Source organism: uncultured Maricaulis sp., assembly GCF_963976135.1.
GTDB lineage: Bacteria > Pseudomonadota > Alphaproteobacteria > Caulobacterales > Maricaulaceae > Maricaulis.
Genome location: NZ_CAXBKN010000006.1, coordinates 21,825 through 47,086 on the forward strand (window position 1 = coordinate 21,825; position 25,262 = coordinate 47,086).

22 protein-coding genes are annotated in these 25,262 nt (G+C 64.1%); 8 read left to right on the forward strand and 14 right to left on the reverse strand.

The window, feature by feature from the left end; translation table 11 throughout:
• Positions 1 to 28 precede the first annotated feature (28 nt).
• The 6 genes from AAC023_RS01540 to AAC023_RS01565 are packed head-to-tail and all read right to left on the reverse strand — an operon-like array spanning position 29 to position 8,250.
• A complete protein-coding gene (locus AAC023_RS01540; RefSeq protein WP_339737401.1) occupies positions 29 to 826 on the reverse strand; it encodes a TIGR03084 family metal-binding protein in 798 nt (265 codons plus the stop codon).
• 2 nt (positions 827 to 828) lie between these two features.
• Positions 829 to 1,971 carry a nitronate monooxygenase gene (locus AAC023_RS01545; protein ID WP_339737403.1) on the reverse strand — a complete coding sequence of 381 codons (1,143 nt, stop codon included), beginning with the start codon at positions 1,969 to 1,971 and terminating at the stop codon, positions 829 to 831.
• Positions 1,968 to 3,995 (reverse strand): biotin carboxylase N-terminal domain-containing protein, encoded by a 2,028-nt coding sequence (locus AAC023_RS01550; RefSeq protein ID WP_339737405.1) that lies wholly within the window; start codon positions 3,993 to 3,995, stop codon positions 1,968 to 1,970. Before AAC023_RS01550 ends, AAC023_RS01545 begins: the two co-directional genes overlap by 4 nt.
• Entirely contained in the window at positions 3,996 to 4,811 is an 816-nt protein-coding gene (locus tag AAC023_RS01555; protein WP_339737407.1) for an enoyl-CoA hydratase-related protein, read from the reverse strand.
• A gap of 5 nt (positions 4,812 to 4,816) precedes the next feature.
• Positions 4,817 to 6,439, reverse strand: coding sequence for a carboxyl transferase domain-containing protein (locus AAC023_RS01560; RefSeq protein WP_339737409.1), 1,623 nt, complete (start codon positions 6,437 to 6,439; stop codon positions 4,817 to 4,819).
• Positions 6,436 to 8,250 (reverse strand): acyclic terpene utilization AtuA family protein, encoded by a 1,815-nt coding sequence (locus AAC023_RS01565; protein ID WP_339737411.1) that lies wholly within the window; start codon positions 8,248 to 8,250, stop codon positions 6,436 to 6,438. Before AAC023_RS01565 ends, AAC023_RS01560 begins: the two co-directional genes overlap by 4 nt.
• A gap of 366 nt (positions 8,251 to 8,616) precedes the next feature.
• Between AAC023_RS01565 and AAC023_RS01570 the strand changes: the two genes are divergently transcribed.
• Positions 8,617 to 9,444 carry an enoyl-CoA hydratase-related protein gene (locus AAC023_RS01570; RefSeq protein ID WP_339737413.1) on the forward strand — a complete coding sequence of 276 codons (828 nt, stop codon included), beginning with the start codon at positions 8,617 to 8,619 and terminating at the stop codon, positions 9,442 to 9,444.
• A 12-nt stretch (positions 9,445 to 9,456) separates the two neighbouring features.
• Here AAC023_RS01570 and AAC023_RS01575 read toward each other — a convergent pair whose 3' ends face one another.
• The 6 genes from AAC023_RS01575 to AAC023_RS01600 all read right to left on the reverse strand — a co-directional run bounded on the left by AAC023_RS01575 (position 9,457) and on the right by AAC023_RS01600 (position 16,047).
• On the reverse strand, positions 9,457 to 10,158 hold the full coding sequence (locus AAC023_RS01575; RefSeq protein ID WP_339737415.1) for a TetR/AcrR family transcriptional regulator: 702 nt from the start codon (positions 10,156 to 10,158) through the stop codon (positions 9,457 to 9,459).
• Between the two features lie 122 nt (positions 10,159 to 10,280).
• Complete coding sequence (locus AAC023_RS01580; RefSeq protein ID WP_339737417.1) at positions 10,281 to 11,234, reverse strand: SUMF1/EgtB/PvdO family nonheme iron enzyme; 954 nt, start codon at positions 11,232 to 11,234, stop codon at positions 10,281 to 10,283.
• Between the two features lie 18 nt (positions 11,235 to 11,252).
• A complete protein-coding gene (locus AAC023_RS01585; protein WP_339737419.1) occupies positions 11,253 to 12,338 on the reverse strand; it encodes an MBL fold metallo-hydrolase in 1,086 nt (361 codons plus the stop codon).
• A gap of 22 nt (positions 12,339 to 12,360) precedes the next feature.
• Positions 12,361 to 13,668: a DsbA family protein gene (locus tag AAC023_RS01590; protein WP_339737421.1), complete on the reverse strand. Its 1,308-nt coding sequence runs from the start codon at positions 13,666 to 13,668 to the stop codon at positions 12,361 to 12,363.
• A 9-nt stretch (positions 13,669 to 13,677) separates the two neighbouring features.
• Positions 13,678 to 15,327: a sulfatase-like hydrolase/transferase gene (locus AAC023_RS01595; protein ID WP_339737423.1), complete on the reverse strand. Its 1,650-nt coding sequence runs from the start codon at positions 15,325 to 15,327 to the stop codon at positions 13,678 to 13,680.
• A 3-nt stretch (positions 15,328 to 15,330) separates the two neighbouring features.
• On the reverse strand, positions 15,331 to 16,047 hold the full coding sequence (locus AAC023_RS01600) for a glutathione S-transferase N-terminal domain-containing protein (protein WP_339737425.1): 717 nt from the start codon (positions 16,045 to 16,047) through the stop codon (positions 15,331 to 15,333).
• 116 nt (positions 16,048 to 16,163) lie between these two features.
• Here AAC023_RS01600 and AAC023_RS01605 point away from each other — a divergent pair, with 116 nt between their 5' ends.
• Together AAC023_RS01605 and AAC023_RS01610 are read left to right on the forward strand one after the other, a co-directional pair.
• The gene (locus AAC023_RS01605; protein WP_339737427.1) at positions 16,164 to 16,544 is read left to right on the forward strand and encodes a hypothetical protein; all 381 of its coding nucleotides are present in this window, start codon (positions 16,164 to 16,166) and stop codon (positions 16,542 to 16,544) included.
• A gap of 77 nt (positions 16,545 to 16,621) precedes the next feature.
• Positions 16,622 to 17,176, forward strand: coding sequence for a hypothetical protein (locus AAC023_RS01610; protein ID WP_339737429.1), 555 nt, complete (start codon positions 16,622 to 16,624; stop codon positions 17,174 to 17,176).
• On the opposite strand, the gene AAC023_RS01615 is transcribed toward AAC023_RS01610, so the two are convergent.
• Both AAC023_RS01615 and AAC023_RS01620 read right to left on the reverse strand, forming a co-directional pair.
• Complete coding sequence (locus AAC023_RS01615; RefSeq protein WP_339737431.1) at positions 17,154 to 18,935, reverse strand: arylsulfatase; 1,782 nt, start codon at positions 18,933 to 18,935, stop codon at positions 17,154 to 17,156. The genes AAC023_RS01610 and AAC023_RS01615 overlap by 23 nt on opposite strands.
• Positions 18,936 to 19,032: 97 nt before the next feature.
• Entirely contained in the window at positions 19,033 to 19,713 is a 681-nt protein-coding gene (locus tag AAC023_RS01620) for a putative 2OG-Fe(II) oxygenase (RefSeq protein ID WP_339737433.1), read from the reverse strand.
• Between the two features lie 125 nt (positions 19,714 to 19,838).
• Here AAC023_RS01620 and AAC023_RS01625 point away from each other — a divergent pair, with 125 nt between their 5' ends.
• The 5 genes from AAC023_RS01625 to AAC023_RS01645 form a co-directional block, all read left to right on the forward strand.
• Positions 19,839 to 21,647: a hypothetical protein gene (locus AAC023_RS01625; RefSeq protein WP_339737435.1), complete on the forward strand. Its 1,809-nt coding sequence runs from the start codon at positions 19,839 to 19,841 to the stop codon at positions 21,645 to 21,647.
• Positions 21,648 to 21,729: 82 nt separating this feature from the next.
• A complete protein-coding gene (locus AAC023_RS01630) occupies positions 21,730 to 22,131 on the forward strand; it encodes a hypothetical protein (protein ID WP_339737437.1) in 402 nt (133 codons plus the stop codon).
• Between the two features lie 68 nt (positions 22,132 to 22,199).
• A complete protein-coding gene (locus AAC023_RS01635) occupies positions 22,200 to 23,549 on the forward strand; it encodes a hypothetical protein (protein ID WP_339737439.1) in 1,350 nt (449 codons plus the stop codon).
• A gap of 18 nt (positions 23,550 to 23,567) precedes the next feature.
• The gene (locus AAC023_RS01640) at positions 23,568 to 24,485 is read left to right on the forward strand and encodes a zinc ABC transporter substrate-binding protein (protein WP_339737441.1); all 918 of its coding nucleotides are present in this window, start codon (positions 23,568 to 23,570) and stop codon (positions 24,483 to 24,485) included.
• A gap of 5 nt (positions 24,486 to 24,490) precedes the next feature.
• Positions 24,491 to 25,262: metal ABC transporter permease (locus AAC023_RS01645; protein WP_339737443.1), on the forward strand; the 772-nt coding region annotated here is incomplete at its 3' end.

Here is a 25,262-nt window from a genome sequence, read left to right on the forward strand (position 1 = left end):
GCCCATACAGGCACGGCGCGCACGCCCCTCAGCCCGCCGGGCGGCGCTGGCCGGGCGCTGGTGGCGTCTCGGGCGGGCCGGCAAAGCATTGCGCCTTCGCCATCCAGACCGCCGCGGTCTCGCCGGCCGTCTTCAGATCGACATCGGCGACATTGCGGACCTGGGTGACGACCTGGCAAAAAGCCTCGGCCGTGCCCTCGATCATATTCTGCGGATCCGGATCGCCCCAACTCCAGGCCTCACCCGAGGGCGCGGTCAGCGACAGGTAGGGCCGGGCTTCGGGCAGGGGCAGGCTGTTGACCCGGAAGGTCCAGGCAAAGGTATTGACGCCGAGCTGCACGATATTGCGGATGCGGTCGGTATTGATCCGGGTGACGCCAAGCGCATCGAAGGCCGCCTGGCCATGGGCCCAGGTCTCCATCTGACGCGCGGTCAGGCTGGAGCGCGCACTCATCGCCGGTCCGGCCCACTTCAGGCGCGTCTTCGGATCGATTTCGGCAAAGCTCGCGGCGAGTTGTTCGGCAAAGCCGGACCATTCATCAAGCAGGGCCTGGCCGCTCAACCCGCCAAACATTTCGCGCTCCAGCGTGCGCATCCCGCCGGGGTCTGTGAGGCTGAAGACCCGACCGAGCAGGCGTTCCAGCTCCGCCTCGTCATGGACCTGCAGATAGGCGGCGCGGTTCCAGAAATGCAGATGGCGCAATATGTCGTTGATCGTCCAGGCCTTGAACAGGGTGGGCTCGTCGAACCGGGCATCCGTGAGCGGATCGAGCAGGGTCTTGAGCGCGAGGTTCTCGGCCCGGAAATCATTGGCGATGGCATGCATGCTCAGCCCTCCATTTCGAGGAAGTTCGACAGGCGCTCATAGGCGGCGGCAAAGTCCTCCTTGAAGCATTGCACCACGGCACCGGTCGACATCGCCTGGTTCATCAAGCCGACGCCCTGCCCGACCCAATAGGTGTCGAGCGCCATCGCGCCTTCATGACCGCCGCCGGAGAGGTCGCGGATCTTCTGCAGGGCCGGTTCGCTGACCAGGGCCTGCAGCGGCATCGGCAGGGGCGCGGGGCCCTCCTGGTCCCAGGCCTCGGTCCAGGGCGAGCGCAATTGGCGGGAGGGCTTGCCGGTGCGCGATTTCGAGCGGACCGTATCGCGCGAGGCGGCCGCGAGCATTTTTTCCTTCACCACCGGGCTGGTCTCGGCCTCCGCCGTCGTCAGCCAGACCGAGCCGCACCAGGCGCCCGACGCGCCCATCGCCATCGCGGCCGCCATCTGGCGCCCGGTGGTGATGCCGCCCGCGGCCAGGATCGGCACATTGCCATAGGGCTGGATCGCCTCATGCACTTCCGGCACCAGCACCATGGTCGAGACCTCGCCGCAATGCCCGCCGGCCTCACCGCCGGCGACCACCAGGATATCGACCCCGGCCTCAACCTGTTTGATCGCGTGCTCCTTGGTGCCAACCAGGGCCGCTACAGCGACGCCATGCTCCCTGGCCATGCTCAGCATGTAGTCGGGCGGAATGCCGAGCGCATTGGCGATCAGCTTGATCGGGTGTTTGAAGGCGACCTTCAGCGAGGCCATGGCGCCCTCTTCGGTCAGATTCTCGGCGAATTGCAGGAATTCGCTCCGCCCGGACTCAATCGAGCTGGCATCAATGCCATAGCGGCCGAGCACTTCGGAGGCGAAATCCTTGTGGGTGTCCGGGACCGCGCCGAGCAGGCGTTCCGGATCGATCGCCGTGCCCTTGCCCTCGAAGCGGTTGGGAACGATCAGATCAACGCCATAGGGCTTGCCGTCAACATGGGCGTCGATCCAGGCGAGCTCTTCCTCGAGCCGGTCCGGCGGCAGATTGACTGCGCCGAAAATACCCATCCCGCCGGCATTGGTGACAGCCGCGACGACATCGCGGCAATGGCTGAAACCGAGCAGCGGAAATTCGATACCCAGCATGGTGCAGATCGGAGATTTCATGGTGCGTCGTCCTGTTTTGTCGTGTGGGCTTCGATGATGAAGAGGAGCTGGCCGGATTTGACCTGGCTGCCACTCCCCTGTCCGATCTCGAGGATTTGGCCATCGAGATCGGCGCGGATTTCGTGTTGCATTTTCATGGCTTCGAGAATGGCGAGGCGGTCGCCTTTCTTGACCCTGTCGCCGGGCGCAATGCAGATCTCGACCAGAAGGCCGTGCATCGGCGCGGCCACCCGCCCGGAGGCCGCCGTCTCATCACGCGCCTGGGCGGCGCCAATCTGATTGCCCAGTGTGACGGCGTGATCGCCGATCATCAGGAATAGCCGCGCCCGGTCGAGATGTTCGAAACGGGCCTGCTGGCGCTTGCCGTCAATCACCAGGCGGGCGTGTCCCGGGCTTTCGGAGATGATCTCGACGAGGTGGAAATCACCGGCGAGCTGGACCCGGTAGGCGTCGCGTCCGAGCGAGACGGCTGATGCCGTCACGGGCTGATCCATGCCCTCGACCCGATAGGCGAAGCTGGAGGCCAGACGGCCGGCGCTGTGCCAGCCCAGCAGGGCGGCCGGAAGTCCGGTCGCGGTCTGAAGGGCGGTGCTGGCGGCCTGGCGCAGCTGCAATACGCAGGCGGCCGCCAGGACGCTGCCGGGCAGGGCCGCCGGCCTGAACTCGCCGCCGGGCAGCATCTCGCCGATGAAGGCGGTTGTCGCCTCGCCAGCCTGAAAGGCCGGCTCACGCACGGCCGCGAGCAGGAAATCGCGATTGGTCTGCAGGCCGGCAATGCCCGTCGCCTGCAGTGCCCCCTCTAGCCGCTGGCAGGCAATCGCGCGGCTGGGGCCCCAGGCGATGATCTTGGCGATCATCGGATCATAATGCGGTGAGATCTCGCTGCCCGATTCAATCCCGGCATCGACGCGAATGCCCTCGCCGGCCGGTTCGATCCAGCGCTCGATATCGCCGGAACAGGGCAGAAAACCCTGCGCCGGGTCCTCGGAATAGAGCCGCGCCTCGATCGCGTGACCGGTGAGCCGGATATCCTCCTGGGTGAGGCCAAGCGGCGCGCCACGGGCGACGCGCAATTGCAGCTCGACCAGATCCAGCCCGGTCACCATTTCCGTCACCGGATGCTCGACCTGGAGCCGGGTATTCATCTCCAGGAAATGGAAGCGGCCATCCGCCTCCAGCATGTATTCCACCGTGCCGGCACCAACATAATCGACCGATTGCGCCGCGAGTACCGCCGCGGCCCCCATCTCGGCGCGCAGGGCATCTGTCATCGCCGGGCAGGGCGATTCCTCGAGCACTTTCTGATGCCGTCTCTGTACCGAACAATCGCGCTCCCCGAGATGGATCGCATGGCCCTGGGTGTCGCAGAAAATCTGGATCTCGACATGGCGCGGCCGGTCGAGCGCCCGTTCCAGGATCAGGTCCGAGGCCCCGAAGGCCTGCTGCGATTCCGAGCGCGCCAGCGGCAGGGCCGCGATCAGCTCGGCCTCGCTTTCGACCCGCCGCATCCCGCGTCCGCCGCCGCCAGCGGCGGCCTTGATCATGATCGGATAACCGATGGACCGCGATGCGTTCAAAAAAGCCTCGTCCGACTGGTCGCTGTCCTGATAGCCGGGCAGGCAGGGCACGCCTGCCGCGACCATGCGCCGCTTGGCGACCGCCTTGTCGCCCATCACCGCGATCGCTTCCGGTGAGGGTCCGATGAAGACCAGGCCGGCATTCAGGCAGGCCCGGGCGAAATCGGCATTTTCGGAGAGGAAACCATAACCGGGATGGATAGCCTCTGCACCGCTTGAACCGGCAGCCTCGATCAGGCGTTCGATCGACAGATAGGATTGCGCCGGCGCATCCGGTCCGAGCAGGACGGCATCATCGGCGAGGCGGACATGTGGCGAATGGCTGTCTACCGGCGAGTGGACAGCAATCGTGCGGTAGCCCAGCCGCCGGGCAGTGGCAATGATACGGCAGGCGATCTCACCACGATTGGCGATCAGGATGGAGCGGAAAGGAGTGGCGGCCATCATCTACTCCCCGGCCCAGACAGGCTTGCGTTTTTCGATAAAAGCCGCAATTCCCTCGCGCGCCTCAGCGCCGAGCATGCAGTCGGCGAACCCCTCGGCCGCCAGCTGGACCATCGCCTCAGGCGGTGTGTTCTGAGTGGCGAGAACCAGCGCCTTGGTGACGGCATTGGCCTGCGGTGCACAGCGCAATACCTGCTCGCGGATCGCGGTTTCCAGCGGCGCGATTTGGCTGGCCTCCGGTGCCAGAAAGTCTGCCAGACCAAGCGTTTGGGCTTCCGCCCCCTTGAAACGCGCTGCCGTCAGCATCAAGCGTCGCGCCGTCGAAAGACCCAGCCGCTGCACCACGAAACGGGCGATCTGTGCCGGCGGAATTCCCAGCGTGGTTTCCGTCAGGGCGAAGCGTGCATCGGCCGTCACGATCACCAGGTCCGCGCAACAGACCAGGCCGAAACCACCTGCCATTGCAGCACCTTCGACAATCACCACCACGGTTTGCGGCAGGGTGTTGACGGCATCGAACAAGGCCCCGGCCTGACAGCTGGCCTCAATCACAGCCTCGCGGTCACCCTTGCCCTGCAGGTCGGTCCGGAAGCTTTTGAGATCGCCGCCGGAACAGAAAATTCCATTGCGCCCACGCAGGGTTACGCCGCGAATATCGCGCCGCGGCCGCACCGCATCGAGGAGGGTCATCAGCTCCGTGGAAAGCTCGGAGGAGAGGGCATTGCGGCTTTCCGGCGTGTTGAACCAGAGCGTCAACCAGCCGCCATCCAGCTCCTGATCCATCGTGCTGGTTTCGGGTAATCTCTTGATTGTGCTCATCTGTTTCACAGCCTCGCCACGCCAAAACTATTGGGCCGCAAGGTGCGATGCGCCGCTTCCCAGACCGTGCTCAGCATGAAGCCGAGCGCCTTGCGGGTGTCGCGCGGGTCGATCATGCCGTCATCGAGCATATGGCCCGAGGTGTAGAAGGCGTCCGACTGGCGGTTGAAATGGTCTGCCAGCTGTTTCGATTGCTCGGCCATCATCGCCGGGTCGAGGTCGAAACCGCGTGTCTGGGCAGCCTCCTCGGCGACAATGCCCATCACCGTCGCCGCCTGTTCACCGCCCATCACACCCATTGAGGCATTGGGCCAGGAGAAGAGGAAATCCGGATCGAAACCGCGCCCGCACATGCCGTAATTGCCGGCACCATAACTCGCCCCGATCATCAGCGTGATGCGCGGCACCGAGGCATTGGTCACCGCCTGGATCATCTTGGACCCGTGCTTGATCATGCCGGCCTGCTCGTATTCGCGCCCGACCAGATAGCCCGTGGTATTCTGCAGGAAGATCAACGGCGTACCGGCCTGGTCACAGAGCTGGATGAATTGCGCGGCCTTGTTGGCCCCCTGCGGATCGATCGGGCCATTATTGCCGATTATCCCGCATGGATAGCCATAGATGGAGGCTTGCAGGCAGACCGTTGAGGCACCGAAAGCCGGTTTGAAATCGGAGAAATCAGACCCGTCCACAACCCGCGCGACGACCTCGCGGACATCATAGGGCTTGTGATAATCGACGGGCACGATACCGGCCAGTTCGCCAATATCGAGCCTGGGCTCGTCGAATGTGACCTGCCGTCTTTCAGCGCAAGTGGCGTTCCAGTCGAAGCGGCCGACCAGCTCGCGCACCATGGCGACAGCTTCGTCGTCGCTGGCGGCCAGATATTCCACCAGGCCTGAGGTCTGGCTATGCATTTCGGCCCCGCCCAATTCCTCATCCGTCGCGATCTCGCCAGTCGCCGCCTTGAGCAGGGGCGGACCGGCGAGGAAGGCCTTGCCGCGTTCCTTCACGGCGACGACATGGTCAGAGAGGCCCGGCATATAGGCGCCGCCGGCGGTGGAGGAGCCGTGCAGGATGGCGATGGTCGGAATGCCGGCCTTGGACAGACGTGCGAGATTGGCGAACAGGGCGCCGCCGAAGGCGAAACTGCCGACATCATAATTCAGCAAATCGCCGCCGGCGCTCTCAACCAGATGGATGAAGGGCAGTTTCTGTTGCAGGGCGATCTCTTCGGCGCGGCGCAGCTTGTAGCCGCTGCCCGCCATGATCGCCCCGGCGCGGATGCCGCTATCATCGACCGTGACGACGCAGCGCACGCCCGAGACATAGCCAATACCGGCGATCAGGGTCGAGCCGGGAATGGATTTGGCCTCGTCCTGGGTGTCGACCATATAGCCGGCGAGATTGCCGATCGCCAGGAAGGGCATGCCCGGATCGAGCAGGCGGGCGAGCCGGTCGCGCGGGGTAAGTTGTCCCCGTTTTTCGAACCGTTCGCGCCGGCGTTCCGAGGCAGTAGCCGCGCGGCCATTGAGGGTTTCCAGCCGGTCGATCAGGGCCAGCATGTCGGCGCGGTTCTGCGCAAAATCCGGCCGGGCGGGATCGATCTGGGAGTGGAAATGCGTCATGCCATGGCCTCTGTGAGGTTCAGCCGCTGCGCCAGCGCGACCGGGATTTCGATCGGGGTCGCCAGCAGGATCTGGGCATAGCCCTTGCCTTGGGGGTCATTGCGCAGGCTGGCTATGCCGCCGCCACCGAGCACATCATGCAGCAGGAAATTGATGGCGTGGCTACCCGGCAGATAGAAGCGCTCGACCGGACCTTCGAGGAAATGCGCAAAGCGCTCTCTCACGGTGTCCGTGCTCAGGCCGTGCCAGATAGCCGGCAGAGTGGCCGGATCGCGGGCGATGATGCCGATATTGGCGCGGTTTCCCTTGTCGCCGGAGCGTCCCCAGGCCAGCGCGATCAGCGGCACTTGGACCGTGCCTGACGCGATGTCGGGTTTGGCGGGGGGCTCTGGTCTCACGGGGCCAGATGACTGGTTTTTCGCGATTGGAGGCTCGGCATAGTCGAGCGGTTTGCCGTCCAGCTCGATGCCGATATCGACCACCTCCCGCGGGCATAGGCAGGAGAAGAGCCGGGTGACGGGTGAGGGTTTCGGCCGCCCGCCCTGAAAACCCGAAAGCCCGGGCGGCGATGCCAGCCCCAGCCCGGCAGACTCGCGGAGCAGCAAGCCCGCACCGGCGGCATCGGCATGCTTGGCCGCGAGTTTGAGCACGACTTCGCGCGCGTTCCTGGTTTCGCCAAAGGCCCCGAACTGGCTGTCACTGCCGAGGATTTCTGTGCTGGTTTCGCTGAAGGGCGGGGCGTTCAGCTTGCGCAAGATCGCTCCGGCGCGGGCAAGGGCCGCATCGGCGAAGGCTTGCGCCTTGCGGCTGGCGTCCAGTCCGTAAAAGCTCAGATAGAGGCCCGCGCGCCAGCCATCCTGCCAGGTCAGGCTGGCCTTGTATTGTTCCGGCGGAGGTCCACCGCGGGCACCGCTGATGACAACCTGGTCCGGACCTGCCTGCACGATCGTCACCCGGGAGAAATCGCATCGCACATCCGGCAGGGCATAATCCTGCGGGTCGCCAATCTCGTAGAGCATCTGCTCGGACACCGTGCCGACCGTGACGCAACCGCCGGTCCCGGCAGGCTTGCTGACGGTGAAGCGGCCATCGGGCGTGATTTCGGCGATCGGATAACCGATCTCGTCAATCCTGGCGACGCTCTCCCAATCCGTGAAATTGCCGCCGGTTGCCTGTGGTCCGCATTCCAGCACATGGCCTGCCAGACTGCCGCTCGCCAGCCTGTCATAATCCTCACGGGACCAGCCAAATTCATGGATGCAGGCGCCCAGCGTAACTGCGCTGTCGACGCAGCGGCCGGTGATGACAATGTCGGCACCAGCATCGAGCGCGGCCGCTATCGGGAAAGCGCCGAGATAGGCGTTGAGACTGGCAATCCTGTCGAGCGGCGGGAAAGCCTCGGCTGTGAACATTTCCGTCAGCCCTCCCCGGGTCAGTTCTTCTGCGCGAGGCAAGAGGTCGTCGCCCGTGATCACAGCGACTTTCAGATCAAGCCCGGCTTTCTCGATCAAGGCGCGGACGGCGGCACCGCAAGCCGCCGGATTGACGCCGCCGGCATTGGAAATGACCCGCACACCCCGGGCAGCGATGGCGGCGAGATTGGGGGCCAGGGCCGCCGTAACGAAGTCGGCCGCATAGCCGGCCGCAGGGTCACGGGCGCGGGCACGCGCGAGGATCGACATGGTAATTTCCGCGAGATAATCGAAGACGAGATAGTCGAGCGCGCCGCCAGCCAGCAATTGCGGCACGGACATCGCGCTATCACCCCAATAGCCGCTGGCGCCTCCGATGCGGATCGATTTCTGGGTCATCGGAACTCCCTGCCATCTCGAGCGGCGGTTGCGAGCCTGTCGTGCGGTTGTTTTTCGGTCATTTGAAAGGTGTGTCTGTCATCATATGAGCTAAACTCAGTTTCACGAATCAATCAATATTGTTGATCGAATTGTGTTCACACCACGCAATAAAGCCGCGGGATAGGGGCGTTCCGGTGAGGCCAGTTCATTCGGTCTGATCTGTGACGTCGTGCGCCGCCTAGGATGCGGTTGGTCCCGGATTTCGTCGCGAGGCCCGGCGCCCGGGTCCCGGTCTGCCCCCGGGGTTTCACATCTGGCATGCTTGGCTGCTATGCTCTGGCGGCGAAGCCCCGACCTGTTCCAGGGCCCAGTCGAGGGGATTGAATGACCGACGCTTTTTCGATTGTGCAGGATGGAGCGATTGCCCGCCTGACCCTGACGCGCCCCGAGCGGGCCAATGCGCTGGGGTCGGCCTTCTGGCGCGATTTTCCGGCAGCGATTGATGCGCTCAACCAGGCCGGTCAGACGCGTGTCTTGCTCATCGAATCCGAAGGGCGGCATTTCTGCTCGGGCATGGATACCGATGCGTTCACATCGCTCGGCAAGAGCGATTCTGCGCATGACCGCTTCCAGTTCCGCGCCAATCTCCTTGTGCTTCAGGAGACGCTGACCAAGCTGGAGCAGGCCAATTTCGCCGTGGTTGCCGCCATTCAGGGGGCCTGTCTCGGCGGCGGGCTGGACCTGGTTCTGGCCTGCGATATCCGGGTTTGTTCGGAAAATGCCAGTTTCGGCATTGAGGAAACCAATATCGCCATCGTCGCCGATCTCGGCAGTTTGCAGCGGGGTGTTCACGCACTGCCCTATGGCGTGATGTGCGATATGGCGCTGACAGGCCGGCGTATGCCGGCAGCAGAAGCGGCGCGCTATGGTCTGGTTTCGTCGATCGAGGCCGATGATGCGGCATGCCGTGCGCGGGCAGCCGAGATCGCCAGGACGATTGCCAGCAAGTCGCCCCTGATGACGGTGGGTATCAAGCGCAGCCTTCAGAATGCCCGCGATGCTGCCCTGGCCGATGGCTTGCGCTTCATTGCCGACTGGAATGCCGGCATGTTCTCGCCAGCCGAGGTCGGCGAAGCCCTGACGGCACGGATGGAGAAGCGCGAGGCGATGTTTCAGTCGATGGCCGCGGCGGACGGCTCATCCGGTGAATAGCGAAGCGGGCGCTCAGGCGCCGTCTGCATCGCGGCTGGCCAGCGCCTCGAGTCGCGACACGGCGGTTTCCAGCCGGTCGGACAGAGCCGTGATCCGGTCGGCTGCGGGCACGGTTCCAGCATCTGCATAGCTGCGTTTGAAACTGTACATCAATTGCTCAATCGCCAGATCCATATCGGGCTTGCGAGCGCCGTGAAGCATGATCGTGCGGGCGGCATATTCCAGCGTGCCGTAAAATTGGTCGCGCATGAACCATATCTCGGCTTTGGGCTGGATATGGCCGACGGCAATGCCGCTCTCGATCAATTCGTCGAACACCGCCGTATAGGCGCGCTTGAAGTCGAGATCATCGCCGATCTTGATGCCCGGCTGGTAGCGGATGGAGAAGCCGAGTTCGATCAGCTTCCACTTGCCGATCATGCTGGTCAGGTGATAGCGCGCCAGCGCTTCGACGCGCTCGAAATAGCCGCGCTGGTCTCGCAGGCTCGCATGGGCGCCGCGGGTCAGCTCTGACCAGTGTTCGGCAACCACGCCCAGCATCAGCGCATGCTTGTTGCGGAAATAGAGATAGAGCGTGCCTTCGGCGATCCCCGCACGTTTTGCGATCTCCGACATCTTGGCACCGGCATAGCCGCTTTCCAGATAGATCGCTGTGGCCGCGGCAATGATGGCGCTTTCCCGTGCTTCGCCGCTTGGTCGTCTGGCATTGGCCATGGAGGCTTTCCCGTATTCGCTTTGACGTCTGTGACCGTTGGAGTGAGCACCCCTCAGTTTGGCGCTCTGCCGACTCAGAATTCAAGCCCGGCTTCTCGTAGCCCGGGCCCGTTGGTGTTTGTTCATGGCTCGCCAGGCCCCGGATCGCGGCTGATGGTGCGAAAGCCAATATGCGAGGCGGAGAAATCCCATTCCTGGGCCTGCCGGGCAGCAGGACGAAAGCGGGCGCAGAAATTCGGCGCGCAGAGATAGGAGCCGCCGCGTATCGTGCCGGTCGCGGGGTCGGCGCTGAACGGGCTGGCGGTCCACTCCCAGACATTGCCCGTCATATCGACCAGGCCGAGCTCATTGGCTTCATAACAGCCGATCGGGGCCAGGCCTGCAAAACCGTCATCACCGGTGTCGATCGCCGGAAAGGGGCCTTGCCAGCTATTGGCGCGCCATTGGCCGCCGGGGCGGAATTCATCGCCCCATTCGAACTCGGCGCCGGCCTGCCCGGCCCGGGCGGCGATTTCCCATTCGGCTTCCGTTGGCAATTCGCCGCCGGCCCAGCCGGCATAGGCCGCAGCATCGGCATAGGCGATATGAACAACCGGATAGTCATCCTGCCCCTCGATCGAGCTGCCCGGACCATAGGGAGCCTGCCAGGAAGCGCCCGGGACGAAACTCCACCAATAGCCCTGACCGGCGCTGACCCCGAACACGGCGGAGCCGGCCACCAGCGCCGCAGGGTCGAGGTCGGGATAGGCGGCCGGGTCGGGCGTCTGTTCGGCGATGGTGCGATAGCCGGTGGCCGCGACGAAGCGCGCGAACTGGGCATTGGTCACTTCATGCCGGTCGATCCAGAAGCCGCTGGTCTCGACCATTTGCGGCCCGGTCTCTTCGCGATAGCGCGGTGCCGCGCCGATCTGATAGCGTCCGCCTGCCACCCAGATGCGTTGATCAGCGGTGGCCGCACCGCAATGCCGGATTATCGCGGGAGCGGATGCCGTGTCGCGGCCATACATCCGGTAGCCCGCCGTGAGCCCGCCCACGGCGATCATTCCCGCGGCGGCACCAAAGGCCCATCTCTTCATGATGATCCCCTCATTCGCTCAACGCCAGGACAGGAAGGTGGCGTCATCGCCGCCCGCCACGAGGCTGACAACCATGCCGTCCTCGGCGATCCGGATCGGACCGGTGAAGGCGGTAGCCGCATTCCCCAGGAAGGCGGGGTGGAGGCTTCGGCTTGGCAGGGCGGGCACGATGTGATTGAGCACCAGCGTCTGCGCCTGGGCAGCGCTGGCGGCGGCCGCAGCCTGCTCCGGTGTGGTGTGGTAGTCGCGGATATCGACCATGATCGTATCGAGCCGCTCATTTCCGCGCCTGCGCGCGCCATCATTGATGATATCGAGCAGGCGCGGCTGCAGCGCTTCAATCACCAGCAGGTCGGCTCCGGCCGCGAGCGCCTGGAAACCCGGCGAGGTGTCAGCGGCGAGGTCGCCGCTCATGACCAGGGAGCGCCCCTGGTAGTCGAAGCGATAGGCCACCGCGGGGCTCGCCGGCGCATGGTCGACGGCGACGGCCCAGATCGTCAGCCCGCCATTTTCGAGCAATTTCACTGGCGCGGTCTGGTCAGACCCCGCAATCTCAAAGGCCTGGGCCTCCATGCCAAAGCCCGAGGGTGGCGCGATCGCCTCGCCATGATGGCCGGTCCGATAGGTGGCATCCATCGCATAGGCTTGATTGAAGCCGGCAATGATTGTCTCGACACCCTGCGGTCCCATGACGGGCAGCGGTTCGGTGTGTCCCAGCCCGATCCAGCGTTGCAGCGCGAGATCGCCAAGCCCGCCAATATGGTCGGAGTGAAAATGCGTCAGCAAAACAGCTTCGATCTGTCCGGCGGGGATCCCCATCAACAGGAGATTGCCGGCCGATCCGGCGCCGGAATCGACGACGAATAAGCGGTCTCCCGCAATCACGACGGCGCAGCTTGGTGCGCGCGACGGATCGGGCAGGGGAGAGCCGGTGCCGCAAAAGGCGAGGTGGAGACCGGCGGGTAATTCACTCAGCCGTTCGAGCGACATCTGGCGGTCGACGCGGCGCTCATAGAGGGCGCGCGCCAGGTATGTCTGGAACACGACGCCCAGCGCGGTGGCGAGGAGGGCGAGGCCCAGAATCCCGAAGAGGACGCGTTTCATCACATTCACAATCCCTGGCATGTCATGATGCGATGCCCTTGGACTGGGCAGATAGCGCTTGTTCGATGCGCCAGAGGCGGTCCTGGCCCCAGACCGACACATCGCCGGTGTGGAAGGACGGCACTCCCCACAGGCCCAGCTCCAGCAAGCGATGGCGATTAGTCTCCGCGACTGCGCGCCAGCTCTCATCGGCGAGGGCCGCCTTGGCTGTTGACCAGTCCAGTCCGGCGCGTTCCGCAAGGAGGCGAAGGCCGCGATCGGACCCGGCGTCGACGCCTTCGGCCCATACGCCCCGCAGGAAACTGGTCAGGAAGGCGCGGCCCTTGTCCTGTGCCATGGCATGGTGGAGCACCGCCAGGCCGCGCTCGGTCGGTGGCCCGAGCGGGTCGCATGTATTTCCGAAAGGCAGACCGAGGCGTTCGGCCTCGCGCTTGGCGTCGAGCAGGAAATATTTTCCCTTGCGCCGGGGGACGGGCAGGCTGCGCATCACCATGGGCAGGACGAAGCGGATTTCTACCCTGGCCTGCCAGCGGTCGGCGAGCGCGAAGGCACGCTCCATCGCCAGATAGGTATATGGGCTGCGCAGTGAGGGGTAGATTTCCAGCACGGCGCCGTCGCTATCACCGCTCGACTCGCTCTCCAGCAAGGGCGGTACGAGCGGCGGCGGTGCCGCATCGGATAACCCGGCGCCGAGCCCGGCCAGCCGGGTTTCCAGATAGTGCAGCCGGTCGGCGCTCCAATACCACTCACCACCATAATAGAGTGTGGCACTCTGGAAATGGCCGAGGTCGTCGCGCAGGGCCGAGCCCTGCTCCGCCGCTTTCATGGCGGCTTCCGGACTGGTTTCGCCAAAGCGGGCGGCCGCGTCCGCCATCGCCGCCTCATCGCCACGCCAGAGGGCTTCACCGGTCTCTATTGCGGCCTGCAGGGCTTCGCCGCGGGCCAGAGCCGAAGCGATGATGGCGGCCGCCCGGTTTTCAAGCCCGCGCGCCGGTGGTTCGCCGGGATCGGTGAAGCTCAGGCCGAAATGTTCCGCCAGGGCCGCCGTGTCGCGCCGGGCGCAGCCTGGCAGGCGTTCCGGGTCCGGATTGACGTCCGCAGCGGGCAGACCGGTGAGATGGAGGGTCAATTCGATATCGAAACGATTGCAGAGGTCCGCCGCCAATGGCGCCATCAAGGCGCAGGCAGGGTCGCCCGGGCGGTGAAAATAGTGAACACGGTGCGGCTCATGGCGGCGTATGCGCTTGGCTTCGGCGCGCCGGCGCCGCGCCTCGCGGCGGGCGGGGCTCGTCAGGGCGCGATAAAACTGCCGTCTCAGCCAGACCCGCATCCCCATCCCTTAATTCGCCCAGTGGATATATTCATCGTCCACCGAACGCGGCTCGAGAATATTGTGGTCGATATAGACTGGCGGGGCGACGAGGCTCGGCCAGATCGGACCGGCCTGCACCGCATCGATCGCATTGAGCGCCGAAGTCATGGCTGCCAGGCGATCCGGCTCGCTGCTCGCCAGATTGAACTGTTCGGTCGGGTCATCTTCGAGATTGAACAGCCAGGTTCTCGGCGGCAGTTCGGATATCTGCAGCTTCCAGCCGTCGCGCAGCAAGACTCGGTAACGATCCGAGCGCCAAAACAGGTCGCGCTCCGGCGGTGCGGTTCCGGCGGCGTCGATAAGCTCGATCATGTCGATCCCGTCCATCGCACGATCCTGCGGGATCGGTGCACCGGCTGCGGCGGCTGCTGTGGCGAAAATATCGACGTGCGCAGCGGGAGAATCGACGATGCTCCCCGCTGCGATACGGGCCGGCCAGCTGACGAACATCGGGACCCGGATCCCGCCTTCGAAGAAGGTCGCTTTCCAGCCACGATAGGGGGCGTTGATGTCCGGGAAGCCAACATAGCTGGCGCCGCCATTATCGCTGGAGAAAACGATCAGCGTGTTATCGGCAATGCCCTGCTCTTCGAGCGAGGCGACGATCTCGCCCACAGCGCGGTCGGCCGCGCGGATCATGGCGGCATAGACGCGCAGGCGTTCATCCTCGATCTGCGCAAGTGCGTCATAGTCCGAGCGCAGGGCCTGCAGCGGCGTATGCGGCGCATTGAGCGCGAAATACATGAAGAAGGGCCGGTTCGCATTCGCCTCGATGGAGGCCACGGCCTGCTCCGCCAGATAATCGGTCATATAGCGATCCGGGTGAAAGCGCTGGCCGCCATTATGGCGCACGGCGAAGTTCAGATTGGGCCACAGGAAGCGGTCGATCGGATCGAAATCGGCGACCGCATTGACCACATCAGGATGATTGACGTCCATGAAGAGCGCTGCTCCGGGCATGAAGCCCAGCCATTCGTCGAAGCCCTGGTTTTGCGGACGGAATTCTTCGGCCCCGCCCAGATGCCATTTGCCGAAGAACAGGGTGCGGTAGCCCTGATCGTGCAGTAGCTCGGCCATGGTGATTTCGCTTGTTGGCAGCCCTTGTTCGTTCAGCGGAATGGCCTCGCTCTCGCGCTCGGAATGATAGACTGCCGGGTGAGGGCCGAAGTCGAATGAGCCGAGCAGACGATGAAATGGCACGGGCGCGGGCGTGAATTCGAAGCCGAACCGGGTCGCAAACCGGCCCGTCATAATGGCGGCGCGCGACGGCGCGCAGGTCGCATTGCCGGCATAACCATTGGTAAAAATGGCGCCGCGCGCGGCGAGCGCGTCGATATTGGGCGTTTGCAGCAACCCGCCGGCGACGCCGCCTCCAAAGGTCGAAATGTCGTTGATGCCGAGATCGTCCAACAGGATGACGATGATATTGGGCTGGCGATCAGCGGCGGCGGGCGTGGCCGGGCCCTGTTCCCAGACAACGGGCTGGGTGGCCAGGATCGGGTCGCGCAGGCGGTCGATCATGCCGGGAAGGCCGATTCCGTATTTTGCATAAGCGCCATACCCGATTGCCAGTATGCCGGCGACAACCGCAAGGATTATCCAGAGCCTCATTTTCATTGCCTAATTCCCGTCTTCGCCCGTATTGACGATACTGCGGGCGCTCTTGGCGAAACGCTCCGCGGCGCTGCCGGCTTCTTCGCCCTTCGTTTTGGCCAGCATTTCAGCCAGATCATAGGGCACCTTGATGCCGAGCTGGGCGGCGGGGCGTTCGGCGATCTGGCCAATCCAACGTCGCAAATGTTCATAGGGTTCCAGTTCGACCCCGGACCAGGACGCCGTACGGGCCCAGCACCAGTTGGCGATGTCCGCGATCGAGTATTCGCCAGCCAGATATTCGTGCCCGGCCAGCCGGTGATCGAGTACGGAAAGCAGGCGGGCCGTCTCGCCCTGATAGCGCTTGATGGCGATATCGATCTTCTCGGGCATGTAGCGGTAGAAGACATTCGCCTGGCCCATCATCGGGCCAAGACCGCCCATCTGGAACATCAGCCACTGGATGACGCGCGAGCGCCCCTTGGCGTCGGAGGGCAGGAGGCGTCCGGCTTTCTCGGCGAGATAGATCATGATCGCGCCGCTCTCGAAAACGACGAAGTCATCGGCTTCGCGATCGCGGATCACCGGTATCCGCCCATTCGGATTCATCGCCAGGAATGCCGGCGTCTTCTGCTCGCCCTGCATCAGGTCTGTCGCGTGCACCTCGTAGGGCAGGCCCAACTCCTCCAGGGTGACGGAGGCTTTCCAGCCATTCGGCGTAGCGGAAGTATAGAGTTCGATCATGCCGGGCTCCCCAGTCCGGCATTTGACAAGGCCGGTGATTTCGAGTGACGGTAGGATATGTCACACTATGCGTCAATTGTTTGCCGATGGGTGCAATCAAGATTTGGGGAAATTTCATGCAAATAATCCTTCGGACCGCAACGGCGCTGGCCGCACTTGTGCTTCTCGGTCTGGGCGCGGCCTTCCTGCTCGTTCCGGACCTGGTCATGGCGCCGCTCGGATTGCGCGCTGATGGTGCTGTCGGGCTGAATTTCATGCGCGGCGATGCGGGGGCTTCACTGCTTGTGATCGGTGCGCTCGCGGGGCGGGCGGCGCTTGCGGGTGATGGCAGCAAGCTGGACATCCCTGTAGTCTGGGCCCTGCTCCTGCTGGTCGGCCGGATTATCGGAATGGTCGTCGATACGGGCGGGCTGTCCGCCCTTCCGCTTTTCGCCCTTGATTCCGGCCTGTTGATTGTCCTGTTGCTCGGGCGCTGGAAGATGAAGAGGGCCGTGTGACCGAAACAAGGGACTCCAGCATCGCTCCGGCGGGCGACGGACGAACGCGCCGTCGCTCCGATAATCGGGCGCGGATCGTGACGGCCTTTCTTGAACTGATCCGCTCGGGAGTTGTTTCGCCGAGCGCCCAGGCGGTGGCCGAGCGGGCCAAGGTCAGTCCACGGACCGTATTCCGGTGTTTTCAGGATATGGAATCGCTCAATCGCGAAGTCGTCATCGCCCTGCGTGATGAATTCCTGCCGCGCGCAACGCTGGACCTGTCGACGACTGACCGGCGCGAGCGCCTCGTCCGGCTGGTGAAGAACCGGGCCTCCATGTTCGAGGACATGACCCCCTTTCGCCTCGCCGCCGAGGCTTACCGCCATCGCTCCGGCGTCCTCGCGGGCGACCATGCCTTTCTGGTGGCGATGGAGCGCGAACGGCTCGAGTCCGCGGTCAATCCCGATCGGGCGCTTGATACCGTCACGGCTGAAGCCTTGTCGGCGGTGACCTGTTTCGACTTCTGGCGCCGTTTGCGGTCCGACCAGGATCTGCCCCCGGACACAGCGGCGCGCGTCATGCTGGCTGCTGCCTTGGCGGTGCTCGATGCCGGACCGGATGCAGGGCCGGTTAGCGGCGGCGCCAGAACCTGATCGCCCGGGAAAGGCCGAAACCGCCCAGACCCAGGATCAACAGGGTAATAAGCACCAATTGCCAGCGATAAAACTCGAGCTGCCGCATCGTGGCATTGATCGAGATCTGGTCGTGGACGTCATAGCCCTCGGGCAGGTCGAGCACACCATTGGCTTCAGCATAAGCGGTGTAGTCTTCGAGCATGGCTGCGGCCAGCGCTGGTTGGCCGGGGGCGAGGTCGAAGGTTTCGCCGGGATCGACGGCCAGATTGAATAATTGCCAGTTTCCATCGCCCCAGGGCGGCATGGTGCGGACCAGTTTGTACTCGCCGCGGAACAGGGCAGAATTGCCCGAGACTTCGAAACCCACTGCATCATCAGGTGTATAGGCGGTATCGGCTTCACCGCTTATGACGGCACGCAGGCTGCGGCCTGTGACGTCACCTGTCATCTCTGACAGGCCCGCGAGGTCGAGGATTGTCGGTGTTACGTCAGTGACATAGCCCGCAGCCTGGCTGTGCTGCCCGCTGGCAATGCCCGGACCGGTGATCAGGAAGGGGACGCGCAATCCGCCCTCCGAGGCGTAGAATTTGAACAGGTTGAACGGGGCCGCTGCGGCCATCGCCCACTCCGGGCCGATAAAGGCGTAACTACCTGTTTCCCCTAGATTTTCCAATTCGCGACTATAGCCGTGCAAATTCATCCATGTGCCGAAACCGGGTTCGCCGACCGGATGGCTGGGCTCGGGACCATTGTCGGAGGTGACGATGAACACCGTATTATCGAATTGTCCTGTTGTTTCAAGGTGTTCGACCAGGCGTCCGAGATGGTGATCCATCGCTTCGAGCATGCCGGCATTGACCGCCATAGAGCGCGCATACAGGGCCTGGTCCGCTTCGGACAGGTCCGACCAGGCCCGCATGCGCTCCGGCAGCGGCATGATGGATGTTGTCGCGGAAACCAGCCCCAACTCTACCGCTCGCCTGGCGCGAGCCTGCCGCAAGGCTTCCCATCCCTGGCTGTAAGTCTCGTGATAATTCCCGGTGAATTCGGCCGGCGCCTGGATCGGGATGTGAATCGCCTGGAAGGCAAGATAGGCGAAGAAGGGATCGGCGCTGCCGGCATCGGCCTCGATATAATCGATCATCCGGTCGACCAGGAATTCGGAGGAATAGAATTCGTCCGGCAAATGCGCGCGCCTGCCATCCTCGAACCAGTCGGCGGTCCGGTAGAAGGGCATATAGGGTTTTTCTTCCCAGTTATCGGCGCCGGAGGCGTCGAGCACGAAGGAGTGGTCGAAACCGTGCGCGTCCGGCAGATCGCCCTCGCCATGCCCGAGATGCCATTTGCCGGTCATATAGGTGCGATAGCCGGCGGCCTGCAGCCGGTCGGCGACGGTGACGACGCCGGGTTCCAGGCTCATGCCATAGCCCGGCTGGCCGCGATGTTCCGGTGGCAGGACTTCGGGAATGGTCGCCAGGCCGGTGCGGTGGTTGTCGAGCCCGGTCAGAAGCATCGCCCGCGACGGCGCGCATAGCGGCGAGGAATGGTAATTGGAGAAGATCATGCCGCGCCGCGCCAGCCGGTCGATCACCGGGGTGCGGGCTTCGCCGCCATAAATGCCGAAATCCATGAAGGCGGCGTCATCGACGAGGACCAGGACGAAATTCGGACGCTCCGCCGGCCCGGCCGCAGCCGGCTGCGCCAGCAGTGCCGGTGCCGCCATCACCGAGCCGATCAGGCCCAGCCCGGCCAGGATTCCGCTTGTTCTCGCCCGCATGGCTTTTCCGTTCCGTCATCTGTCTGCGATCAATATTGTGGCAGACACTATGACATAATGTCGGGCGGGACAATCCATGACGGCGTGGGCCGCCGGTTCAGGCCGGATCGACGGTCAGCCGGGTGAGCTTCTGCGCCTGGTCGATATTGCGATAGGTGAGGGTGAAATTGACCGCGATCGACAGGCGTGGTTCCGGCTGGAAATGCGGCACGACCTCATGCCAGACGAAGGCCGGGAACATGATCATCAGGCCCGGGCGCGGATGGACATGGGCGTGGAATTGCCAGCCGCCCATCAGCGAGGCGTTGAAACGCGGATCATGCAGGATCAGCGCGCCCTCGGCCGGCTGCCAGTAATTCTGCATCGCCGACTGGGCTTCCAGAACCGGCTTGTCGGTCGGAGTGGTGGCGACATAATAGACCGAGGCGATGTGGGCGACGTGATTGTGTGAGGGCACATAATGGCGCGCCGCCGAGACATTGGCGAACATCTGCATCTCGACATCGAATTCGCCGATCCAGCCGATCTGGCGGCAATATTCGGTCAGATCGGCCAGCGCCAGCGTCTCCAATTGCCTGAAGGCGGGAACGGTGCCGGCGAGGTCGCACAGATTGATCGAGTCGGATTTCTGGGCCTGGTCGGCGCTGCGATAGAAGGGGTCATCGACCAGGGCCTGCTTCAGCGCGGCATTGAGATCGGGGGTTTCATGCTCCCAGGTCATGACCGGCGTGGGGAAGAGGTCGTAGCGGCGCGAAATTTCGGGCTTGCTTTGTGTCATGCGATTTGAGACTCCAGTGACGGGCACAGGGGAAATCACCTTGCCCGACAGGCCGATCGGGATGTTTCCGCTTGCGGGGCGCCGTTGAGTATCGGTCTGGCCTTTGGCGATGCGGAACACGTAAAATGCTGAAATTCGTGCGGGTGATAGCGGGGATTGATCCGGACTATCAGCGCCATCTGGAAGGGATACAGGATGTCTTCCTGAAAGCCTTCCCGTTCAATTCGAGTTACATCGACAAGATTGCCCATTACTCCGCCGGAGAATACCCGCCCGATTGCGAGGTCATTCTGCTGTGCGCCACGAAGGCCGGCAAGGTGCTCGGCTTCTCCGTCACATTCTTTTTTGCCGATATCAAGGCGTCTTATCTCGACTATATCGCCAGCGATCCGGCGCGCGCCTCGCGCGGGATTGGCGGGGCGCTCTACGAGATGACGCGCGAGGATCAGCGCAAGCGCGGCTCAAAGCGGCTTTTCCTCGACAGCCTGCCGGATGAGGCCGACTTGCTCAATGAGCACGAACTCCTCGCCGATGGCCGCCGCCGCATGGCTTTTTATGAACGCCTCGGTGCGCGGCCGGTGCAGGGCACCGGCTATGAGCGCTTCGTCACCCGGTCCAATCTCGGTGACGCCAATATGCTGCTCTATGATGGCATGGGCGACGAGAAACCGCTGCACCGCCGGACGCTGAAAGCCGTGGTCTCGCGCATCATGCAGGCGAAGAACGGGATGGCCGCCGACGATCCGGTTCTGGTCGAGCTGCTGGCCTCGATCCAGGACGAGCCGGTGCGGATCCGGCCGCCGCAATACACCAATCTGCGGCCGAAGAGATTGCCCGTTCTGGCGCGGCCGATTGATGTCGTGATCACCGCCGATGAAGCGCCATCGATCGAGCACTCGCCCTTCAAGGGCTATTATGAGCGCCCGGCCCGCGTCGCCGCCGTGCGCAAGGCGCTGGAGGGCCTGCCGGTCAATGATCACGCGGCCGGCCGCTGGGGGCTGGAGCATATTCTCGAGGTACATGATCACCGCATGGTGAAATTTCTCGAGGAGACCGCGACGCGCATTCCCGAGGGGCGCATCGTCTATCCGGAGATTTTTCCGATCCGCCAGGCCGACCGCCTGCCGCGCAATTTCGAGATGCGGGCGGGGTATTTCTGTATCGATACCTCAACGCCGCTGACGCGGGCCGTCTATCCCGCCGCGCGCCGCGCCGTCGATGCAGCGCTCACAGGTGCCAAACTCATCAAGGACGGCAAGACAGGCTGGGCCTATGTCGTGGTGCGCCCGCCGGGCCATCATGCCGAGCGGCGGGCCTTTGGCGGCTTCTGCTATTTCAACAATGCCGCGATTGCCGCGCATCATCTGTCGGGCCAGGGCAAGGCCGCCGGCAAGGTGGCGAAGCCGGCCCGCATCGCCGTGCTCGATATCGACCATCACCACGGCAATGGCACCCAGGACATTTTCTACGAGCGCGAGGATGTCCTCACCGTCTCGATCCACGGCCATCCGGAGGATTGCTATCCCTTTTTCGCCGGTTTCGAGGATGAGCGCGGCCGCGATGCGGGGCTTGGTTTCAACCGCAATTATCCGATCCGGCCCGGCGTCGATGATGCCGGCTATCTCACCGTGCTCGGCCGTGCGCTGAGACGCATCAGGGCGTTCGCGCCGGACTATCTGGTCGTCAGCCTCGGCGTCGACATCATGAAGGGCGACCCGACCGGCAATTTCTTCATCACGCCGGACGGCATGCACCGCATTGCCGAGGCGATCGGCCGGCAGGGATACAGGACGCTGATCATGCAGGAGGGCGGCTATAGCCTCGCCAATATCCGGCGGGGTGTGCAGCAATTCCTGCTCGGCTTCGCCGCCGGCCAGGAGGCGCCGCGTGGTGAGGGGCAGTCGGGGGGCAAACGGGGTGCAACAGGCGCCTGAGGCAATACGTCACTTACCGCAATTTAAGGTGACGTTATAGCGTCTCATCGACATGCTGCCGCTGAGGGAGTCCCGGAAGCCCATGCGCACCTATCAGAATCATCATCGCAATCGGGCATTCAGGCCCGACTGGCGGCGGCTGGGCCTTGGCCTGGTTGTCGTCATGCTGATGAGTCTGCAAGGCGCTGCGGCCATGGCGCACCGCAATGCGCATTATCAGGAGTTCGAGCCGGCCCATATCAGCCTGACGGCACAGTCCGGTTCCGATGCGCCACTGCCGGGCAGTTCGGCCCCGGCGGCGCAATGCAAGCTTTGTCATTCCTCCATCGGGTCAGATTCGATTCTGCCCCCGGCCCAGACCGGCCTGTCGGTAGCCTTCACGGTTGCCAGTGTGGCACGCGCGGTTCTCCACCAGCCCCTTGCGCGCGCGGCGCCAGATGGCGGCTGGCGGGTGCGCGGCCCTCCGCTTTTACTCCACACCTGACTGCCGATCCGCCGCATCGCCCTTGCCGGGCGGTGACGGCCTTTCCCAGCTTTCGATGGAGTATGTCCATGAGACATTTGTTGAATGCGGCCGCGCTAGCCGGCCTCACGAGTATTGCCAGCCCGGCCTTCGCTGATGATGATCTGTCCTCCATCCGCGCCGAGATCGACGCGATGCGCAGCGAGTATCAATCCCGGATTTCGGACCTTGAAACCCGGCTTGCCGAAGCGGAAGCCCGCGCCGCCAATGCCGAGGCGACGGCCAATTCCGCCCGCACGGCGGTCGCCGCTATTCCGCCGGCCGCGACAGTGGCGCCCCGGGCCATGCCGGTTTCCAGCGCCAGCCGGACCGCTGACAATGCCTTCAATCCGGGCATTTCCGTTGTCCTGAACGGCCAATATGCCGCCAGTAGCGAGGATCCCGATGGGGCCGGCGTGTCGGGCTTTGTCCTCGACGAGGAAGCCGGGCGTCCGGAGCGCGGTTTCAATCTCGGTGAGTCCGAGATCGTCCTGACCGCGAATATCGACCCGTCGCTGTATGGCAATCTGACCTTTGCCCTGACCCCGGAGGGGGAGGCCGAGGTCGAGGAAGCCTATATCCAGACCACAGCCCTGGGCGGCGGCGTCACCCTGCGTGGTGGCCGGCTATTCTCCGGCATTGGTTATCTCAACGAAGTGCACGGCCATAACTGGTCCTTCTCCGACCAGCCCTTGCCCTATCGCGCCCTGCTCGGTGGGCAGTATGGCGATGACGGGGTGCAGCTGCGCTGGCTCGCCCCGCTCGACCAATATGTCGAGTTCGGCGCCGAGCTCTACAAGGGCGACAGCTTCCCGGCCGGCGGTGCGGCCAATGGCGGCACGGGCACCCAGGCGGTCTGGGTCCGGACCGGTGGTGATATTGGCGACAGCTCCAGCTGGCTTGCCTCGGCTTCCTACATGAATGCCGGCTCCGATGACCGCGATATTGATGGCAGCCTGTTCACCGGCGACGAGACCCTCGGCATTGTGTCCCTGGTCTATAAATGGGCCCCGGGCGGCAATCGCAGCGAGCGGAACCTGACCCTGTCGGGGGAGTATTTCTTCGACACGATGGAGGGCGAATATGATGCGGTTCCGATCAATCTTGATCGCAGCGGCTGGTATGCCCAGGGCGTATATCAATTCCGCCGCCGCTGGAGTGTCGGTCTGCGCTATGCCGCGCTGACCCCGGACAGCGTGCCGGCGGCCCTGGCTGGCAGTGTTCTTGATGCTGGCGGGATTGACCCCTGGGCCGCGACGGCATTGCTCGAATTCGACACCAGCGAGTTCGGGCGTTTGCGGGCGCAATTCACCCGCGATGAAACCGGCCCGGTCGCGAATGATGAGTTCCGGCTGCAATACACCGTGATTTATGGGCCGCACAGCGCCCACCGCTATTGAGGACTGGAACCCGTGATCATGAAAAACTTCATTCCCGGTGCCGCGATGGCGGTTGCCCTCAGCCTGTCTGTTTCAGTTCCGGCCTTCGCCGATCTGCGGGTCTTCGCCTGCGAACCGGAATGGGGCGCCCTGTCGGAGGAAATCGGCGGCGATCATGTCGACATCTACACCGCCACGACGGGCGGCCAGGATCCCCATCATATCCAGGCACGGCCGTCCTTGATCTCCCGCGCCCGCCGTGCCGATATCCTGATCTGCACCGGCGCGACGCTGGAGATCGGCTGGTTGCCACAAGTCGTGCGCCAGGCGGCCAATCGCAATATCGCCGAAGGTCAGCCGGGCTATTTCGAGGCGACCAGCGTCGTCACCATGCTGGAAGTGCCCAGTTCAGTCGATCGCTCGCAAGGCGATGTCCATGCACCGGGCAATCCGCACATCCAGACCAATCCGAACAATATCGCCCTCGTGGCCCGGGCCCTGGCCCAGCGCTTCATCGAGCTCGATCCGGCCAATGCGGGCGTTTATCAGGCCCGGCTTGACGATTTTCTCGAGCGTTGGGATGCGGCCCTGCTGCGCTGGGAGGCCGAGGCGGTCCCCCTGCGCGGCATTCCCGTGGTGACCCAGCATCAAAGCTGGGTCTATCTGGAAGACTGGCTCGGCCTTGACCGGATCGCTGTGCTGGAATCCCAGCCGGGCGTGCCGCCCTCGAGCGGACATCTGGCCGAAGTGGTCAGCACGCTGCAGAACCAGCCGGCGCGGATGGTGATCCGGGCCGCCTATGAGGATGACCGACCGACCCATTTCATCGCCGAGCGGCTGAACATCCCGGCCGTCGAACTGCCCTTTACGGTCGGCGGCAATGATGCGGCCGATGATCTTTTCAGCCTGTATGACGAAACCCTGCGCCGGCTTCTGGCCGCTGCGGCACAGGAGTAGCTGGCATGGGCGCGCTGGAACTCAGCCTGTTATTCCCGGCCTTTATCGCCGGGCTCCTGGTCATCTCGACGCATGTGCCGATGGGCCGTCAGGTGCTGGCCCGGGGCATTGTCTTCATCGATCTGGCGATTGCCCAGGTCGCAGGGCTCGGCGTGACGGCCGCGGCCGCCTTCGGCTTCGACGGGGCCGGCTGGACGGTGCAGGTCTCGGCGGTCGCCGCCGCCTTGCTCGCCGCCTTGCTCCTACGCTGGACCGAGAGACGCTGGCCGTCCGTGCAGGAAGCGCTGATCGGTGTGCTGTTCGTCTTCGCCGCCAGTGTCGAGCTCTTGCTACTCGCCAATAATCCCCATGGCGGCGAGCATCTCAAGGACTTGCTGGTCGGTCAGATCCTCTGGGTCTCGATCGACAGTCTCTGGCCCGTCGCGGCGATGTACGCCGTCGTGTTGGCGGTCTGGTTCCTGGCGCGTGACCGTATCGGCCGGTTCGGCTTCTACGCCCTGTTCGCCCTGGTCGTGACCCAGTCCGTGCAACTGGTCGGCATCTATCTCGTCTTCGCGACGCTGATCGCCCCGGCCCTGGCCGCCCGCTTCTGGCCCGACCGCTTCGGGCTCGCCATTGCCTATGGTGTGGCCGTCGCAGGCTATGTCATCGGCCTGCTGGCCTCGGCGGCCTTCGATTTGCCGACGGGGGCGGTGATCGTGGTCGCGATTGTCGGCCTGATGTCGGTCTCGATCCTGCTGCGGGGACCGGAGAAATCCGTCGCCGCAGCGCCGGCGG